This is a genomic window from Sporosarcina sp. P7 (genome assembly GCF_002743425.1).
Classification (GTDB): Bacteria; Bacillota; Bacilli; order Bacillales_A; family Planococcaceae; genus Sporosarcina.
Genome location: NZ_PDZF01000002.1, coordinates 239,942 through 258,203, shown reverse-complemented (window position 1 = coordinate 258,203; position 18,262 = coordinate 239,942). Strand labels below are relative to the sequence as shown.

22 protein-coding genes are annotated in these 18,262 nt (G+C 42.3%); all 22 read right to left on the bottom strand.

The genetic code is table 11. From position 1 onward, the window contains the following. Positions 1-3: 3 nt before the first annotated feature. The 22 genes from qcrB to CSV60_RS03795 all read right to left on the bottom strand — a co-directional run bounded on the left by qcrB (position 4) and on the right by CSV60_RS03795 (position 18,260). A complete protein-coding gene (gene qcrB / locus CSV60_RS03900; protein ID WP_081244540.1) occupies positions 4-678 on the bottom strand; it encodes a menaquinol-cytochrome c reductase cytochrome b subunit in 675 nt (224 codons plus the stop codon). Between the two features lie 22 nt (positions 679-700). Then, on the bottom strand, positions 701-1,204 hold the full coding sequence (locus CSV60_RS03895) for a QcrA and Rieske domain-containing protein (RefSeq protein WP_099631572.1): 504 nt from the start codon (positions 1,202-1,204) through the stop codon (positions 701-703). Between the two features lie 318 nt (positions 1,205-1,522). Beyond that, the gene (locus CSV60_RS03890; RefSeq protein ID WP_158231606.1) at positions 1,523-1,972 is read right to left on the bottom strand and encodes a DUF2487 family protein; all 450 of its coding nucleotides are present in this window, start codon (positions 1,970-1,972) and stop codon (positions 1,523-1,525) included. An 85-nt stretch (positions 1,973-2,057) separates the two neighbouring features. Then, positions 2,058-2,618, bottom strand: a complete 561-nt coding sequence (locus tag CSV60_RS03885; protein WP_099631570.1) for a ReoY family proteolytic degradation factor — start codon at positions 2,616-2,618, stop codon at positions 2,058-2,060. A 1-nt stretch (position 2,619) separates the two neighbouring features. Beyond that, complete coding sequence (locus CSV60_RS03880; protein WP_099636018.1) at positions 2,620-3,882, bottom strand: tetratricopeptide repeat protein; 1,263 nt, start codon at positions 3,880-3,882, stop codon at positions 2,620-2,622. A 27-nt stretch (positions 3,883-3,909) separates the two neighbouring features. After that, entirely contained in the window at positions 3,910-5,205 is a 1,296-nt protein-coding gene (gene aroA / locus CSV60_RS03875; protein WP_099636017.1) for a 3-phosphoshikimate 1-carboxyvinyltransferase, read from the bottom strand. 15 nt (positions 5,206-5,220) lie between these two features. After that, positions 5,221-6,333 (bottom strand): prephenate dehydrogenase, encoded by a 1,113-nt coding sequence (locus CSV60_RS03870; protein WP_099636016.1) that lies wholly within the window; start codon positions 6,331-6,333, stop codon positions 5,221-5,223. A gap of 12 nt (positions 6,334-6,345) precedes the next feature. Next, entirely contained in the window at positions 6,346-7,437 is a 1,092-nt protein-coding gene (gene hisC / locus CSV60_RS03865; RefSeq protein ID WP_099636015.1) for a histidinol-phosphate transaminase, read from the bottom strand. Positions 7,438-7,461: 24 nt separating this feature from the next. Continuing rightward, positions 7,462-7,827 (bottom strand): chorismate mutase, encoded by a 366-nt coding sequence (gene aroH, locus CSV60_RS03860; RefSeq protein ID WP_099631565.1) that lies wholly within the window; start codon positions 7,825-7,827, stop codon positions 7,462-7,464. After that, complete coding sequence (gene aroB / locus CSV60_RS03855; protein ID WP_099631564.1) at positions 7,824-8,930, bottom strand: 3-dehydroquinate synthase; 1,107 nt, start codon at positions 8,928-8,930, stop codon at positions 7,824-7,826. The genes aroH and aroB overlap by 4 nt, the downstream gene beginning before the upstream one ends. Before the next feature lies 1 nt (position 8,931). Next, the gene (aroC, locus tag CSV60_RS03850; RefSeq protein WP_099631563.1) at positions 8,932-10,113 is read right to left on the bottom strand and encodes a chorismate synthase; all 1,182 of its coding nucleotides are present in this window, start codon (positions 10,111-10,113) and stop codon (positions 8,932-8,934) included. Positions 10,114-10,136: 23 nt separating this feature from the next. After that, the gene (locus CSV60_RS03845) at positions 10,137-10,910 is read right to left on the bottom strand and encodes a CheR family methyltransferase (RefSeq protein ID WP_099636014.1); all 774 of its coding nucleotides are present in this window, start codon (positions 10,908-10,910) and stop codon (positions 10,137-10,139) included. 115 nt (positions 10,911-11,025) lie between these two features. Beyond that, positions 11,026-11,472: a nucleoside-diphosphate kinase gene (gene ndk / locus CSV60_RS03840; protein ID WP_099631561.1), complete on the bottom strand. Its 447-nt coding sequence runs from the start codon at positions 11,470-11,472 to the stop codon at positions 11,026-11,028. A 90-nt stretch (positions 11,473-11,562) separates the two neighbouring features. Next, on the bottom strand, positions 11,563-12,537 hold the full coding sequence (locus tag CSV60_RS03835) for a polyprenyl synthetase family protein (RefSeq protein ID WP_099631658.1): 975 nt from the start codon (positions 12,535-12,537) through the stop codon (positions 11,563-11,565). A 26-nt stretch (positions 12,538-12,563) separates the two neighbouring features. Further along, the gene (locus CSV60_RS03830; RefSeq protein WP_099631560.1) at positions 12,564-13,259 is read right to left on the bottom strand and encodes a demethylmenaquinone methyltransferase; all 696 of its coding nucleotides are present in this window, start codon (positions 13,257-13,259) and stop codon (positions 12,564-12,566) included. Between the two features lie 36 nt (positions 13,260-13,295). Then, entirely contained in the window at positions 13,296-14,042 is a 747-nt protein-coding gene (locus tag CSV60_RS03825) for a heptaprenyl diphosphate synthase component 1 (protein ID WP_099631559.1), read from the bottom strand. Further along, the gene (mtrB, locus tag CSV60_RS03820; RefSeq protein WP_029053045.1) at positions 14,039-14,260 is read right to left on the bottom strand and encodes a trp RNA-binding attenuation protein MtrB; all 222 of its coding nucleotides are present in this window, start codon (positions 14,258-14,260) and stop codon (positions 14,039-14,041) included. The genes CSV60_RS03825 and mtrB overlap by 4 nt, the downstream gene beginning before the upstream one ends. 65 nt (positions 14,261-14,325) lie before the next feature. Then, positions 14,326-14,895 (bottom strand): GTP cyclohydrolase I FolE, encoded by a 570-nt coding sequence (gene folE / locus CSV60_RS03815; RefSeq protein WP_099631558.1) that lies wholly within the window; start codon positions 14,893-14,895, stop codon positions 14,326-14,328. 179 nt (positions 14,896-15,074) lie between these two features. After that, the gene (locus CSV60_RS03810; RefSeq protein WP_037561579.1) at positions 15,075-15,347 is read right to left on the bottom strand and encodes an HU family DNA-binding protein; all 273 of its coding nucleotides are present in this window, start codon (positions 15,345-15,347) and stop codon (positions 15,075-15,077) included. Between the two features lie 216 nt (positions 15,348-15,563). Further along, positions 15,564-17,042 carry a stage IV sporulation protein A gene (spoIVA, locus tag CSV60_RS03805; protein ID WP_085133386.1) on the bottom strand — a complete coding sequence of 493 codons (1,479 nt, stop codon included), beginning with the start codon at positions 17,040-17,042 and terminating at the stop codon, positions 15,564-15,566. Positions 17,043-17,333: 291 nt separating this feature from the next. Then, the gene (locus CSV60_RS03800; RefSeq protein WP_099631557.1) at positions 17,334-18,044 is read right to left on the bottom strand and encodes an LptM family lipoprotein; all 711 of its coding nucleotides are present in this window, start codon (positions 18,042-18,044) and stop codon (positions 17,334-17,336) included. Positions 18,045-18,047: 3 nt separating this feature from the next. Next, positions 18,048-18,260: a DUF2768 domain-containing protein gene (locus tag CSV60_RS03795; RefSeq protein WP_369802715.1), complete on the bottom strand. Its 213-nt coding sequence runs from the start codon at positions 18,258-18,260 to the stop codon at positions 18,048-18,050. Positions 18,261-18,262: the final 2 nt, after the last annotated feature.

The following is an 18,262-nucleotide window of genomic DNA, read 5'->3' as shown; positions in this document are numbered from 1 at the left end:
TTCTTATAGTGGTCCGGAAATACCTTGTCTTCTGATCATGATAAAGTGCGCTGCAAGCAACCCAAGCAAAGCAGCCGGTAGGAAAAATACATGAATCGCGAAGAATCTTGTTAACGTCTGTGCACCTAAAATCGTGGAATCACCCGCGAGAAGGATTTTAATCTGTTCTCCGATGAAAGGTACTGACGCGGCAATCTCAATCCCAACTTTTGTAGCAAATAGAGCTTTCATATCCCAAGGCAATAGATATCCTGTGAATCCAAGACCTAGCATTACGACGAAGATCAATACTCCGACGATCCAGTTCAATTCACGAGGCTTCTTATAAGACCCTGTAAAGAATACACGCAAAGTATGTAGGAACATCATTACGATAACTAACGAAGCCCCCCAGTGGTGCATCCCACGCACAAGTTCACCGAATGCAACATCGTTCTGAAGGTAGAAAACTGATTTCCATGCGTTTTCAATATCCGGTGTGTAATACATTGTCAGGAACATACCAGACAAGATTTGGATAACCGTTACGAAAAACGTCAAACCTCCGAAACAATAGATGAATGCAGAAAAATGATGTGCAGGGTTTACGTGCTCAGGTACTTCGTGGTCAGCGATATCTCGCCAAATTGGTGTGATATCTAACCGTTCATCCACCCAATCATAAATTTTATTTAACACTGCGGTCGTACCCCCTTACCCTTTAGACTAATGTGTTCGGTATTACTCCACCAAGATAGACAAATCCGTCGATGACTTCTACTTCAAACTCATCAAGCGGTCCAAGCGGCGGTGTTCCTGGAATGTTTGCACCATTTTTCTTATAACGTCCAGCGTGACATGGGCAGAAAAATTCGTTTTTATGCTCGTCGCCTTCCCAGTTTACTGTACACCCTAAGTGTTTACAGACCGGAGAAAGTGCTATGACTTTGTCGCCTTCTTTGTAGACCCAAGCCGTATTAGATTCGTCAGAAGTATACCATCCATCTTGTCGATCTTTGATTGTATAGTCGACACGAACTGGTACTTCCGAGAGATCAGCTTCTTTTTGCGGTGTTGGAATCATGTCGGAACCGCCGGCACTAGCCAGAACGGGATCAATTGCGAAACGAATCATCGGCATCAGCATTGCAGAGGCCATGAACCCACCAGTTCCCATTAATGTATAACTTAGGAACGTGCGTCTTGACACTTTATTGCTCATCAGTAATTTCCCTCCTCTTACTCCAAAGTCAGTCCCACGGACATTCTTTTGCTAATTGTAATACTAGGACATATCTATGATATATCAATATGAAACTAAATTCAATAATGCTTTTAGTAGGTACTTAAGTTTGTGGACAAATATTAAGATTTGGTGACAAACGGCAATCAACCTTTAAATACGTCCCGATTAGTGCTTGTACCCTTTTGAGGACGGTGTTTAGGTGTGCCTGTACTGATAATGACATTAAAATTGATTTAGTTCAAGTTCTAAATCAAAAGATCGTGTCAATCCTGAACTCTGTCTTCAATATTTATCACCCTACTGCACATTCCAACTCTCCATAAAGTGTGTCAGTACTTGACGTAGCTGATCTTCCATGATGGTCTGGCGAAGATGGTTGTCCATCGTCTCGAGCGGAATGGACGGAAGCCAGACGACCTTACCTTCTACCGTCACGCTCGTCCACTTAGAATCCGTCGTAAGATAGAAGACATGCGTAAAGGAAGACTTCTTCAAATCTTGTGATAACGTGTCCGCCATTTGTTGCAAGTCTGTTGACTGCGTGTATGAAACAGGCGGTAAGAACATCATACGTCCTTTAAATTGCTTCTCTATGAACATCGATAGATTCATCAAAAACTCAGAAGAGGATGCACTGTTTTTCATCATTTCAGGTCGTGTGTCTATCGTTATTAAAGGTACTACGACGGTATCAATATATTCCTTTTGAGTTATATACGTATCCACATCTTTTGGAACCCAGTTCATTGTCATTCCTCCTCACATTACTCAGTAAAGTTTAGCTCATATTTTTCCACAACGCAAACCAATGATTCCACCGCGGAGGGCGAAATCATTGGCTGATGTCTTTATCTTTTTTCATCTCGTTCAACATAGCTGTCAAGCTAATGAACAGCTCACGGTCACCGTTGTCCAGTGCTTCATCGATTCTCTTTAGTAACATGTCATTGGTCGTTAATGTGAAGCTTTCTTCCAACAGCTTTTCAGCTATTTGTTGGTCTTTCTTTTTCTTCAGCAGATCTTCCGGCAAGTACGGATTCTCTTCCGCCACACTCGCGTACTCAGGACATTTGTTGCTGTGTTTGAAATTCAGTTGGATGAACATATCCTCGTCTGGATGCAGTCTAAGGTCGTGAAATGACTTTTCCGCATCAGCCGTCATCAAATTTCCCTTGTAGAAGCGAAACGGAATACTATCCACCTCTGTTGTGGAAATGATCATGGCGCGTGGACAGTGATGTGCCTCATTTGTAAAATGAACATTCATTAATAAATGTTCGTTGCTGAGAAGATAATTTAAAATCCATACACATTCCCGGCGCTTTAATCGATAGCGCTTTAAAAACCACCTTAAAAATTCTTTTTTAGCAGCTACAGGAACCACGGCCTTCATCCTACCCCTCCTCTTCAGATTGCGCGATGTATGCGATCCATTCCTCATCATGCGGAGCGATTCTTACTAGCTGCTGAATTACTGGTAACGCTTCATCGCGCTTACCTTCTTCCAGCAAGAATCGTGCATATTGATCTAAGAAAGCAGCATCTTCGTTCATCCCATCATATGCTTTGAAATACATTTCATACGCTTTTTCGTAATCTTCTGTACGTTCATAGGCATATGCAAGGAAAGCATGAAGTAAAGGGATTTCCAATTGATCGACTTCAGAGTACGTCAGCAGATCAATTAACGCTTCGTCATCTTCCTGATTTTCATAAACCGAAGCAAGCGTGACAATTGCATCAATATACTCCGGATCTAAAACGAGAGCTTCTTTTAAATGCTCTTCTGCCTGTTCTGGCATTTGCAGTTTCAATGCAGATTTCCCTGCGGCCAGCTGCAATTCTTTATCGAACTCATCGCGTTCAATACCTTTTTTAAAAAACTCCAACGCTTTGTCGTCTTCATTTTGTTGCGCGTAGCTTTGACCTGCAAGCATATAAGCGGAGAAATAATCTGGATCCATTTCTAGCAACTGCTCAAGACGTGTGACCGCTTCCGAGTAGCGAGCAGTTTGATAGTAAGCCAACCCTAATCCAAACAACTCTTCAGGATGTACTTCCTTGTCCAGTAATGCTTCGTAGAACGGAATGGCTTCCTCGTAAGCAGCACCTGCACTGTACGCTTCTGCAAGTCGCGAAGATAGACGAACGCCTGCGATCTCTTCAGTTGTCTCGTGAAGCTTCCCGTAAATTCTCACAGCCTCACTGTATCTACCTGACTCCAATAGAAGTTCTGCTTGCGCAAGTTGGATTACCGGTTCGTGCGGGGCCAATATTGCGGCTTCACGCACTTTAGATAATGCCGTTTCGGCAAGTCCGAGCATTTGATAATAATCCGCTTGTGCAAGCAATGCTTGCACATACTCTTCTTCGTCTGGTGAGACGTCCGTCAATAAGAGTAAGGCTTCATCCTCTTCACCAAGTTCAAGTAAAGCGGCAGCGCGATCTATTTTCAACTGAGCTTCGTCAGGGAATACGAGCAACAACTGAGAAAATATATCGTCAGCTTGTCTGACGAATCCATATTCGATCAATAGATTTGCGACATTGTATAATGTGTCATACTCATTGGTAGCTTGCAGTTTCTGTATTTCATCATGAAGTACATCTAAATCTCCATTCAGTACTGTTTGCTCCAATTCCTGCAATATCTTCATTTTTTCACCTGAGCTTTCTACTCTACTTTATTGATTAACTAGCTCCGAAAGATCTTCGAAAAAGCGCGGATAGGAAATCGCGATACAAGATGGATTATCAATCTGAACAGGACTTGACGTAATCAATCCCGCTACCGCTGCCATCATGCCTAGACGATGATCACCGTAGGATTGAAGTGTGGCACCCGCAAGTGGTGTCGGACCATGAATAATCATACCGTCCGACGTGGTCTCAATATCCGCTCCGAGCTTCCGTAATTCCGTAGCAACTGCCTCAATACGGTCCGTCTCTTTGACACGAAGTTCTTCAGCATTTTTTATAATAGTTTTTCCATCTGCTTGTGTTGCTAATAAAGCAAGTACAGGAAGTTCATCGATTAATCTTGGAATCAAATCACCACCGATTTCAGTTCCTCGCAGGCGCGAATGCTTTATTCGTACAGTGCCATAACGCTCACCCGAAAAACCTTGTTCATCTGATAGTTCGATTTCCACGCCCATCGCTTCTAGTACATCTAGTATACCTGTTCGAGTAGGGTTCAATCCAACTTTTAGGAACGACACATCACTGTTTTCAACTAATGCCGTGGCTACCATGAAAAAAGCCGCAGAGGAGATGTCTCCTGGTACGACGACATCTGTTCCTGTTAGTTGTTGCCCTCCTTCGATCCGGATTACTTTGTCTTGTTGTTCCAGCTTCGCACCAAATTGTACTAACATACGTTCTGTGTGATCTCGCGATACAGTAATTTCTGTAACAGACGTAGTCCCCTTGGCTTGAAGACCTGCAAGTAAGACAGCGGACTTTACTTGCGCGCTAGCAACTGGCATCAAATAATCGATTGCTTGCAATGTGTTCCCAGTGATTATAAGTGGTAAGTAATCCGACGATCCTTTACTTTTGATATCCGCACCCATTTGCTCCAAAGGATTCGTCACACGCTTCATCGGACGCTTAGATAAATATTGATCTCCACACATTTCAGACGTTACGGAAGAACCAGATAAAATACCTAACATTAATCGCGCAGTTGTTCCCGAGTTACCCGCGTCAAGTGCTCCAGCTGGAGTCTGCCACTCCGCGATGCCAGGACTTTCAATCGTCACTGAAGTTCCGTTCCGCGTAATCTTTACACCAAGCTGTTTGAACATTTCAATGGTGCTCAGACAATCTTCACCATCCAAAAAACCACTGATTGTGGTTTTGCCCTTTGCAATTGAACCCAACATAACCGCGCGGTGGGAAATTGATTTATCTCCAGGTACTTGTAAAGCACCGCGAAGAACTGGCTTTTCAAATGAAACCGTTTGTAGTTCTGACATTACGCTCTCCCCCTCTTAAAGTACATGCATAGAATAGTCAGTTTTTGCCGTCAATACTTGACGAGCTTTCTTACGTTCAGCAGCTGATTGGAAGCTAACAACTAAAATGCCATACACATCGGTTCGTGTTTCCACGATACGTATATTGGTCAAACTAATATTGGCATCTGCTAGAATTTTCGTGATCTCGGAAATGATACCCGGATGATCTGGTATGTCGATGTGTAGATCAAATGTCATGTAGAGCGCACCTTGGACCGCGCCTTCATTTGTAGAAGGAAGTTGATCGCGGTAAGTTTTCGCCTGCGCAAAGAAATTGAAAATACGCTCTGGATTATTGTCTTCTAGCATAGCGCGAATTGTATTCATTTCGTCGAGCCAACCGTCTACCTGTGACAACAACTCATCCCGATTTTGGATTGTAATATCACGCCACATGACAGGATCTGCCGAAGCGATACGTGTTAAATCACGGAAACCACCTGCAGCTAATTTTTTCACGAATGGTTGTTGTTCTTCCTGCGCGGCTAAGCGGCCGACTAATGAAGAGGCTACAATATGCGGGAAATGACTGATGATAGCTGTCATACGATCGTGTTCTTCCGCTTGTAGGACAATCAATTTCGCTTTGGTGGAGGAAAGCAATTTCTCTATATCATCGATTTGTTTTTCAGTCGTTGTGTCATTCGGTGTCAGAATGTAATAGGCGTTCTCAAAGAGATGTTCCATCGCAGCGGATACACCACTTTTATGGGATCCCGCCATTGGATGGCCACCTATAAAGGTGATTCCTTTTTCTTGTAAGATCTTCGCAGCATCCATAATCGGTTTTTTCGTACTCCCTGTATCAGAGACGATTACATGTTCTTTGAAGTCCCAGTCTTGCGCTTCTTTAAAGAGAGCAACCGTTGTATTGACGGGCGTCGCAAAAACAACAAAGTCAGCCTGTTCACAGGCTGATTTTGCAGAAGGTGCGACCGTGTCAATGATTCCTCTTCGAAATGCTTCATCAGCAGTTGCATAGGAGCGGTCAAAACCTACAATATGAATTTCTGGATTTCGTTTTAATGCTAGACCTAGTGATCCACCGATCAATCCGAGTCCAATTATAGCTACTGTTGTTTTCATTGTCATCTATCCTTATTGGTTAGTTAATAGTTGATCGAACGCTTTAAAGAAGCCTGTATTTTGTTCATGCGTTCCAATCGTTACGCGAACGAATCCTGGTGTACCTAGCAGATTTCCGCTACGGACAATATATCCATTTTGCATGAAAATCTCGCATGCAGCATCCGCGTCTAGAGGGACAGCGATTAATACAAAATTAGTTTCTGACGGATAGATGGCCAATGCATGCTGTTGCGCATAGTCTACATATCGTTTTCGTTCTTCGTCATTTTTCGTAACACAATCTTGAAGGAATCGCTGATCCGCAAGGGCAACTTCCGCTACTGCTAATGCAAGCGAGCTGTTGTTGAATGGGTTCCGCACTTTATTAAGCTCAGATACTATATCCGCGTTAGCGACGCCATAACCTATGCGGAAACTTGCCAGTCCGTATGCTTTAGAAAACGTACGAAGTACAATCAAGTTGTCATAGTCATGAATCCACGTCATAGCGTCTTGCTGTGTCGGATCTGTAACAAATTCAAAGTATGCTTCATCGAGAACAACAAGTGCCGTTTTAGGTACCCGATCCAAGAATTTTTTAATTGAGTCACTTGACAAAAGATTACCTGTTGGATTATTCGGATTACACACCCAAATGACAGCCGTTTCTTCATCAGTGGCTTTTAAAAAGCCTTCTAAATCATGATCACCATTTTCAAGCATAGCCACTTCACGAATTTCGGCACCCTCTATTTTTGCATTATGTGCGTACTGTGGGAATGTCGTAGAAGCCATTACCGTATTAGTTCCTGTTTGCAGTAAGGCGCGGGAAATGATGGAAACAATTTCATCTGAACCATTCCCGAAAATAATTTCATTCGGATCGATTTGATGGAATTCTGCCAGCTTCCCCCGTAATCCTGCGGTGTAAGCATCTGGATAAATTTCAAATTGAGCTGCCTTTGAACGTAAATATTCTGCGACTTCAGGTGATGAACCATAAGGGTTTTCATTTGAAGCGAGCTTATGTACTTCTTGCAGGCCGTATGTACGTTTTACTTCCGCTAATGAACGACCAGGTGTATAAGGTTGCATCGTGCGTAATATTGGTTTCCACTTCATTAGATCGCTCCCCTTCACGTTGTATTATTTTTGTAAATCAGGTCGTAATTGAACTGCATTATTTTGATAAATATGTTGGATTTCCTCTTGTTTTTTGGAAGTATTGACGTTCATCATGACACGTATACACTTACGCATAGAGCCAGGCACATCGATTTCATGTGTACACATGACCGGTACATAAGTCCACCCTTCAATCGAACGGATCGCTTTTGCGGGGAATGCCGCTTTGACATCCACTGTAGTTGAAACAATTACAGAACCGATATCTTCCGGTTTGAATTGATTCGCCTCCGCCATTTCGAGTACAAGAGATTCTGTCGCTCGTAACACTTCAAATGCGTCATCATTTTCAACTGTTGTCGCACCCCTAATTCCCCTAACACTCATACAATTCCCTCGCTTTTTAATTTTACTTTAAATTCCTCAAATGCAGTCTGACACTCTTCTGAACTAATTCCTTTCACAAAAGGTTCACCGATTTTTTGTAATAAAACGAAATTCATTTTACCGAATGAAGCTTTCTTATCCTTTTGCATATAGGATAATAACTCTTCGAAACTATAAGAGAATACTGGCTTAAATGTATAGCCATTTTTGTTAGCAAAATGAAGATAGCGATTCGTGAATCCTTCAGGGATATTACCGTATTTCTCACTTAGCAAGAAGGCATACCCCATACCAATCATGACACACTCCCCATGGCTGAGGCTGCCGAATCCAGAAGCCGCTTCCACTGCATGTCCAAATGTATGACCGAAGTTTAAAAACTTACGCGTCGAATTCTCAAACTCATCTTCTCCAACGATATCTGCTTTTACCTTGATGCCACGAAGTAATTCCTTTTCAAGCCACTCTATAGAAGGTGTAGAAAACTGTTCTTGTTCCAGTAATTGCTCCGTCCATAATGGATCCGAAATAAAAGCATGCTTGACCAATTCCGCCAAACCTGAACGCATTTCGGACGCAGGTAACGTGTTAAATACATCAGTATCAAACAATACGGCTAAAGGTTGATGAAATGATCCCACCATATTTTTTCCTTCCGGCATATTGATGGCTGTTTTCCCACCGACTGCACTGTCATGCGCAAGTACAGTGGTTGGGCATTGGATGAAGCGAATACCACGCATAAATGTAGCAGCTACAAAACCTGTTAAATCCCCACACGCCCCTCCGCCAAATGCGATAAGGAGGGAATTTCGCGTAAATCCTTCAGTCAATAAGAAAGACTGACAATCCACGTAAACTTCTGGCATTTTACACTTCTCGCCGCCAGGTACGATTTTCACCGATACCTCGCGACCAGAACGTAATAAAGCTTCTTGCAATAAAGGGAGATGTAATTCTGCCACACGCGCATCGGCAATAATTCCGATTTTATCTGTCGTACTTAGCAAATCTGCATAGTCAGTCGAAAATAATTCATAGGTGTTTGAACCTACATAGACATCGTATTGGTGATCTCGGACGGAAACAGTTAACTTATCCATCTTAAAACTCCTTTACATATTGTCTGTATTGTTCAATATCCTTCTGTAAGGCGTCCATTGTATCCGAACGGAATTCTTCCATAATCGCTTTAGCCATCTCTGTTGCGATGACATGTTCAGCTACAACAGATGCAGCAGGAACGGCACAAGGATCGGAACGTTCAATCGTTGCAACGAAAGATTCCTTTGTATCAATATCCACGCTTTCTAGCGGCTTGTAAAGTGTTGGAATTGGTTTCATTACACCACGCACTATGATCGGCATACCTGTCGTCATTCCACCTTCAAGTCCACCTAAACGATTGGATTTTCGGTAATATCCTTGCTCTTTATTCCAGCTAATTTCATCATGCACTTCACTGCCTGGCATTTTTGCCATATCGAACCCTAAACCGACTTCAACACCCTTGAAAGCATTAATGCTCATCATAGCACCTGCAAGCTTACCATCCATTTTGCGATCGAATTGTACATAGCTACCAATCCCAGGAGGACATCCTTCAATGATGACTTCCACTACGCCCCCTAGTGTATCACCGCGCTTTTTAATATCGTCTATGGCTTCCGTCATTTTGACAGACGCTTCTTTATCCGCACAATATACTGCATCTTCTTCTACGATCGCGCGTAGTTCTTCAATGGAAAGATCAGCATAGGCAGCAGAATCTGTTTCGATGCCGCCAATTTCCGTAACATGCGCTACAGTTTCAATCCCAAGCTGACGCAAAAATTGTTTTGCTACCGCCCCGATTGCAACACGCATCGTCGTTTCACGTGCCGATGAACGTTCCAACACATTTCGCAAGTCACGATGGCCATATTTCATGCCGCCGACTAGATCTGCGTGTCCGGGACGTGGGCGTGTAATTTGACGCTTTACATCTTCTGGATTCACGTCTTCCGGAAGTGGTTCTACGCCCATGATGCCTGTCCAGTGTTTCCAATCATCGTTCACAACCGTTAGCGTAACCGGTGAGCCAATTGTTTTACCATGGCGTACACCGGATGAGATTTCTACCCGATCCTTCTCTATTTGCATTCTACGGCCTCTACCGTGTCCACCTTGTCTTCTCTTCAATTCTTTATTAATCATCTCAGCAGTTAGCTCCATCTGTGCAGGTAATCCTTCAATGATGGCAGTAAGCTGTGGACCATGGGATTCACCAGCTGTAATAAAGCGCATATTCCATTCCTCCGTAACGTGGTTTATTGTTTTTTTCTATAAAAGAATGTATCTACTGATTCAAAGTTATATTTTTCAGGATTGAATATTTGTTCTGTGCTTCCAACGAACAAAACACCACCTGGTTTAAGTGCTTTGGAGAAGTTGGTATAAATCTGATCTTTCGCTTCTTCCGTGAAATAAATCATCACGTTACGGCAGACGATCAAGTCGTAGTTCGTATCATAGCGATCTTCCAGCAAGTTTTGCTGTTTGAATGTAACGGTCTTCTTGATATCTTCTACTACTTGATAAGAAGCACCTTCTTTTATGAAGAATTTATCGATGATCGGTTTGGGCACTTCTTTTAATGCACGATCATTGTATAAACCAACTTTGGCACGATTCAATACGCCCACATCTAAGTCCGTTGCATAAATAGAAATATCACGCAAAGGAAGATAGGATGATAGAACCATTGCTAGCGAATAAGGCTCTTCCCCGGTAGAACAAGCCGCGCTCCAAATTTTCAATCGTTTAATTTTCTCCAATAATTGAGGGAATATTTTCTTCTCTAAGACCTCCCAACGCAAGGCGTTGCGGTAAAATTCTGACACATTAATCGTCATGCGGTCCAGGAATTCGTCCAATAAGTCTTGATCACTTTGAATAGCTAGAGAGTAATCTTTAAAATTACGAAAGCCTTTCTTTTCATATAGTGAAGTGAGTCTCCTCTTCATCTGGGCTTCTTTATACAATGACAAATCGATCCCAGTTTTCTTCTTGATCCCTTGAATTAATATCGAATAATCAGACATTTAACAACCCCCTGTTGCCTCTTCTCTCTTATGTACGTTCTCATTATAACGGAAAAAGTAGGTCGTATGTATAAGAAAAACAGCCATGCGAAATTCGCTCGGCTGTTTTTGGCGATTAATTAATCCAGTTGTTCACTGTTTTGTCATAAGTCACAAGCTCTTCTTCTTTAAAGAATAAGTTGATCTCGCGGCTTGCTGACTCAGATGAGTCTGAACCATGAATAATATTCTTGCCTACTGTTACAGCAAAGTCTCCACGAATAGTTCCAGGAGCTGATTCTTTTGGATTCGTTGCACCCATCATTAAGCGAGCAGTAGAGATGACGTTCTCGCCTTCCCATACCATTGCGAAAACCGGTCCAGAAGTAATGAATTCTACAAGTTCTCCGAAGAATGGACGTTCTTTGTGCTCTCCGTAATGTTGTTCAGCAAGTTCTTGAGAAATGTTCATTAATTTCCCACCAACTAATTGATATCCTTTGTCTTCGAAACGACCAACGATTTCACCTACAAGGTTACGTTGTACGCCGTCAGGCTTTACCATTAAAAATGTTCTTTCCATCTCTAAAACACTCCTTCGATCTTCTATAGGGATGATCCCTTTTAAATCGTACCATCGACGCCTTTTTCTTTCAACTATTAACAAACTCCGTCAATATTTTCGTTGGCCGATAAAATCAGCAATTTGAGTCAGTGCTTTCTTCGACTTACCATTCGGCAAATCTTCCAATTCCTTAAGTGCCTTGGTTAAGTACAGATCACTTACATGCTGTGCTTTTTCAATCGCACCACTTTGTCGAATATAGCGAAGCATCGATTGTCTATCCGGCTCTTCCATCTCTCCGGTAAACGCACGTTCCATGTAGGGCTTGAATTGTTCATCATCTTTTATGTATAAAACAGGCAATGTAATATGACCATTTAACAAGTCACTTCCTGCCGGCTTTCCAAGTTCTTCATCTGTTGACGTAATATCCAAAATATCGTCGATGATTTGAAATGCCATTCCAGTGAAATACCCATATCTCTTTAGTTTCCGTACAGTTTGAGCATCTGCATCTGCACTAAGTGCGCCAAGTTCACAACTAGAGGATAGCAGTAAAGCAGTCTTTCGCTTAATACGTTTCAAATAGTCGCGCAAACCTTGATCTGTTTGTTGTTGGAAATCAAACTGGATAATTTCCCCTTTGCATATCTCCAGCATGGTTTCGGCGAGAATCTGATGGATAGGTGCTTTCTCGATAGTACCGATAGATGTTAGCGCCCGCGAAAAGATGAAGTCCCCCGCATACATTGCCACTCGGTTGTTCCACTTTGCTTTAACGGTTTGTAAACCGCGGCGCATATCAGAATCATCAATTACGTCATCGTGGACGAGTGATGCCATGTGGATTAATTCAAGGGATACTGCAATTTTCGCAGCGCTTTCTAGCGAATACGTTCCGAATTGAGCAGCCATTATCACGAAAATCGGCCGAATCCTCTTGCCACCGGCTTTCAATAAATGCAAGGAAGCTTGACGAACAATGGGAGAAGAGGATTGCACGGATCGCTCAAGCTCTTTTTCAATATAGGACATATCTTTGCGGAAATCCGTATAAAGCGACATCAACTTAATTTTTTCCAACCCCATTACCTTCTCCCGTGTATTCATTATTTGTAAGCGATATGACCTGCCGCCGCACCGCCACTGTAAGACTTATATGATACTTCTTGATATCCTGCATCAACAAAAAGCTGTGCTAGCTCTTTCATGTCTGGGAATTCATTTGCTGATTCCTGAAGCCAAGAATACTCTTTAAAGCTCTTTGCGAAAAGTTTACCAAATAGCGGCATAATAAATTTGAAATAGAAGCGAAACCCTTGACGATAGACAGGTATTTTAGGTTGAGATGTTTCCAAACACACTGCCATTCCACCCGGCTTCAACACGCGTCGCATTTCTTTTAAAACAGTCAAGTAATCGGGAACATTGCGTAGACCAAACCCGATCGTCACATAATCAAATGAATTGTCTGGAAAAGGAAGTGACATTGCGTTACCTTGAACTAATGTAAGGTTTGGGTAAGGGGCTACTTTGTCTCTGCCCGAATCCAGCATGTTGGCACTGAAGTCCAAACCGATAACTTCACCAGTAGGACCTGCGGCTTGAGCCAATGCAATTGTCCAGTCTGCAGTACCACAGCAAACGTCAAGTGCTTTAGCGCCCGGCAGTACATTCATGCGTGCCATGATATCACTCCGCCATTTAATATGTTGATTAAAACTGATCACGGAATTCATTTTATCATAGTCTGTCGAAATTTTTTCAAAGACGTTATGAACTCTTTCTTCTTTTGAGACCGCCACAGTTCGTCCCTTCTTTCTTCACTTCAGTTTACTTTCTTATGGTTTCGTCATTTTCTGCAACTCTGCTAGTACTTCAGTATGTAAATAAGAGCTGTTCTTCAATCTGTTGTTCAGCTGTAGTTGTAATTGATCGATCCAATCTTCTGTATCATTCGTACTCGGCACTAGATGCGAAAATTTCATCCGATTCAAGTCACGCTGTGTGCTGTCGAGCAGCCAAACGAGTGGAAAGATTGTTTCTACGATATGTGTGTAGCGACCAAAGCCGAATGCTTCGAAGAATTTCACAATACATGCACTTTCCACTTCAGAAATTAACTGCAACCGATCTTCAAGAGTGGAGGGCGGTGCTTGAAACAATGTCGTTTTGCATTCATTAATCCTGCCGACTGCCAATGACAAAGAACGAATGAGATGGAAGTTTGGAATTGACGCCAATAGCTTATAGTGGATACCGCTGAAGTGGTCGCCCGCAAGAACCATCAATTGCTGTTCTTTGGATGAAGCATCTACGACATCGATTTGATCATGGACATCAAAAGCCGTGTGGATGGCACCAATCGCTAGCGCCACGGTTTGCATCTCATCTGTCCACTGCTCTCCATTGAGCAAAGGCAATAAGAGCAACGAAGCTTTTCGCCTGTCAATCGGAGCATACCCTGCATCTCGTTCGACCACTGGCTGATAAATAGCGCGTCGCAAATGGTGTATGTAATTGTCGACTTGGTCAGTGAATCCTTTTGTTTCCATCAGTAAGCTCCATTCCCGTAAGGATACGGTCATTCTTTTTCCTCACTCGCAATTACGCCGTGGGCTGTATGAATTTCAGCTTCCCCTCGAATCTTAATAGCGGAGGTATGCTCGGTAAACTGCGCGATCATGACTTCTCCTCTATCCAGCTTTTCGGTATGGTGAAACTTGGTGTCATTGCCTCTCGTGAGCCCAATAACATTCACTCCATCTTTTTTCGCTTTGATAATTAGATAATCGGGTTGTGTCATTTTCGCATCTCCAGTCTATATATAATCCTAATGATAGCATATACAGCAAGCGCTCGGCAAAGACCTTAGTTCGTTCGAATAAGAGATAAAATTTCCGCACGCTTCACGTCATCATGTTCATAGATTCCTCTAGCGACAGTCGTGATGGTTTTAGCCCCTGGCTTCTTAATTCCTCTCATCGTCATACACATGTGTTCCGCTTCGATAATGATATAAACACCATGGGGATTCAACTTTTCCATCATGGCATCTGCCACACTGGATGTAATGCGTTCTTGCAATTGCGGACGACGTGCTGCTGTTTCGACAGCTCTTGCCAACTTGCTCAAACCTGCAACTACTCCATTACGCGGAATATATGCTACGTGGGCTACACCGAAAAATGGAACCAAGTGATGCTCGCACATAGAATAAAATGGAATATCTTTCACCAACACGACTTCATCATGATTCTCATGGAATACCGTATCGAAATACTCTCTTGGATCTTTATTTAACCCTTCAAATACCTCTTGATACATTTTAGCAACACGTTTCGGTGTCTCCAGTAATCCTTCACGAGTCGGATCTTCACCGATTGCTTCTAGGATCATCGTAACTGCCTGTTCTAATTTATTTATATCTTGCTCTTTCATAACAGCATGTCCTCCTTGTAAGAACTAAACCTATTTCCCCAAAATATTAGCACATTCCATTCATTCCGTATAGTTACTTGTACTTCCCTATGTATACCAATTTAAAAAACGTAAAGGAGTCCATCCATGGCCATCTGACGAACAGATTTGCTGGACGGACTCCTATGTAAAATCTCAAATTATTTTACTGCGTCTTTAAGTGCTTTACCTGCTTTGAAAGCTGGAACTTTACTTGCAGCGATTTCGATTTCTTCGCCTGATTGTGGGTTACGTCCTTTACGAGCAGCACGTTCGCGTACTTCGAAGTTTCCGAAACCAATCAATTGAACTTTATCACCGTTAGCAAGAGTCGATTGAATTGTATCGAATACAGCTTCAACAGCTTTAGTTGCGTCTTTTTTTGTTAGACCTGCCGCTTCTGCCACAGAGTTAATTAATTCTGTTTTATTCACACCGTTCACCTCCTCTCAAAGGGGATGCTATTGCTGTTAACACTGTAAAAAGAGTAACATAAGAAAAACTACGGTGCAACAATATTATCGCGCTTTTCCTTTATTCACGGCATTTCAAGCGATTTTGATAGAAAAGCATAGAAAAAAGACCCGTTTTTGACGGATCTCTCTTCATTTCAAACTATATTTGTTACGTGATTTCCTTATTTTTTCACCTTACACAATGAAGGTAATCATACCTTTATTCCCGTCATTCACCATTTGTTCAATTGTTTCACGCAAGCGTTTTCTAGCTCGATCTGGAACTGCTGCGGTCTTATATCGGATACTTTCTTTCATGACTTCATGTAATGGTGTGCCAAATAATTGTGTTTCCCATAATGCTTCACGATCATGTAAATACGCATTTTTCAATTCTTTCAACAAGTGATGACTATGGAATTCAGAGCCGATTAACGGAGCGAATTCCGCTTCCATATCGATTCGAATAATGTGAAGTGAAGGTGCTTTCGCTTTCATTTTCACCCCATAAAACGTGTCTTGTTTAATTAATTCAGGAGCAGTTGGCTGAAAATCTTCAATCGATGGCAACGCTACGCCATAACCTGATTTTTTCGCCGTATCAATTGCTTCCGCATACATATCATACGATTTTTTCGCTTTAACCGCTTCTTGAATGAAGATTAACCAATCCTTTTTGGAACGCATTTCTGTTCCCATGAACTCCTCACAGACATTAACAAAAGCTTGCTCATCCATATCAATCTTCACGATGGCGCGGCCTTTACCTGCATCGACTTCCACTACTTCTGCTTGTCTAATAAACTCTTCTTCTTGCAATAACTCCGCAATCTCCTGAACTTTACGAATTTTCGAGACGCCTAGGAATCCATCTGTGATTAGCTGATCGATACGTGCATTCAGCTTATGGCTATCCCCAAGCTCCTCCATCCAGTCGGGACGTTGCAGTTCGATATCCGTGATAGGGAATTCATACAATGCCTCTTTGAGAATAAGCTGGATCTCTGCTGCATTGAGCTGATCCGCACTGATAGCAATGACGGGAACACCATACTTTTCATGTAATTGCTGTTTTAGTTCCAACGCTTTTTCATGAGCAGGCATTTTAGAATTTAATACAATGACGAATGGTTTACCGATTTCTTGCAATTTCGAAACGATTTCTTTTTCAGCAACTTCAGCGGCCGCGCGTGAAATATTGTTCACCGTACCGTCTGTCGTCAGCAAAATTCCAATAGTCGAGTGATCACGAATCACTTTGTCCGTTCCGATACGTGCCGCTTCTTGGAACGGAATCGGTTCATTGTGCCATGGTGTATGGACGTATTTCGGCCCATCCTCGTCCTCATATCCTTTAACACCATCAATTACGTAGCCTACACAGTCTGCTAGGCGAATTTGGAATTCCAGTTCACCGTCCCCTATTGAAACGCTTGTGCCTTGGGCAGGTACGAATTTAGGTTCTGCAGTCATGATTACGGGACCTGGTGAACTTTGGGGAAGTTCGTCTTGTGCACGTATTCGATCATTGGCATCCGTCATGTTGGGAATTACAACTTCCTCCATGACTCGTTTGACAAAAGTGGATTTCCCTACTCGAACAGGGCCTACCACACCTATATAAATATCGCCGTCTGTTCTTCTAGCTAAGTTTTCGTATAGTTCTTCTTTCATCATTAGCCCTCCTTTTTCTCCGCATTGTAGCTTATGAAATAGAAAAACGTTTCATGCATAGATGCACGAAACGTTTTTGGGTAATGGCACTAATTTAGTTAATAAACTTTGTAACGGTTCGGGATCGGTACTCCAGATGGGAACGCTTCTGGAGGGCCCGCGGTGGGCCTCCCAGAGTCGTCCCATCTTCCGTACCAATCCTAGTTATATTATGGTGACAATTTGTATTACTCTTTGACATATGTAAAGTTCAAGTGCTAATACATGAGGTCACCTACAAATTAGAGAACGTTATTTCTTCATAAACACAGGTTCGTTGTTTTCATCCACTGTGTACGGCAAGGAATATGCCGGAAGGACTAAGGAGTCTTCGTATAGTAGATAACGAATATCTGTGCCTGCTTTTATTTCTGGCTTTTGTTCCATTAAGATCTTGTTGAGGTCGATGGAATAGTCTACGTAAAAGTTTCCGTCGCCGCCTACTACGATAGGTAAATGAGCGTCAGAGTATGGGCTTTGGACGGTTAGTGGTTCTTTAAAGCCCATTTTCTTGAAGTCCACTTTATAGACGTTGTCGCCAACTGGATCTAAGAATGGTAATTCTCCGTTGATAAATTTGCGCAAGTTTAAGTCGCGTAGTTTTTCGGTTATACGCAAGTCGACTAGCTTAACTGTAGGATTTTCTTCTACATCTACGAGAACATACTGGAAGATGCCGCCGTTTTCGAATGCGTTGGACGGGATCTTTTCAGTGAAATCCGGAACGATTTTTGAGAACTCGATTGGATATTTGATGAATTGATCGGTTTCTTGATCGCGTGTTTTAATTGGTAATAGACCGCCCGACTGTTCTTGATAGCGCTCTACAGCTTTTTGGATAGTTTCTTGAAGTTCAGGATAAGGTGTTTCACTTGCTTGTTTTTCTTCAGGTGGACGGCCGCCGCAAGCAGACAATAATAGTCCACAGATTATAACTAAAAAAAGTAGCATTCGTTTGTTCATAATTTACGCCCCTCCAGTCGGTCCGTTGAATACCAAATAGACCATTGCGAAGAACGATGTAATTAATAGTGTATAGGCAATAATCGCAAATAGAATTTGTACGACACGGTTTTTTATTTTATATCGGCTCAAATAAATCAAGCCCATTGAAATAGCCATGAATCCCATCGCGTAAAAAGATAGCCACATTTTATCTAACGAGGACAAAATTGTCACCC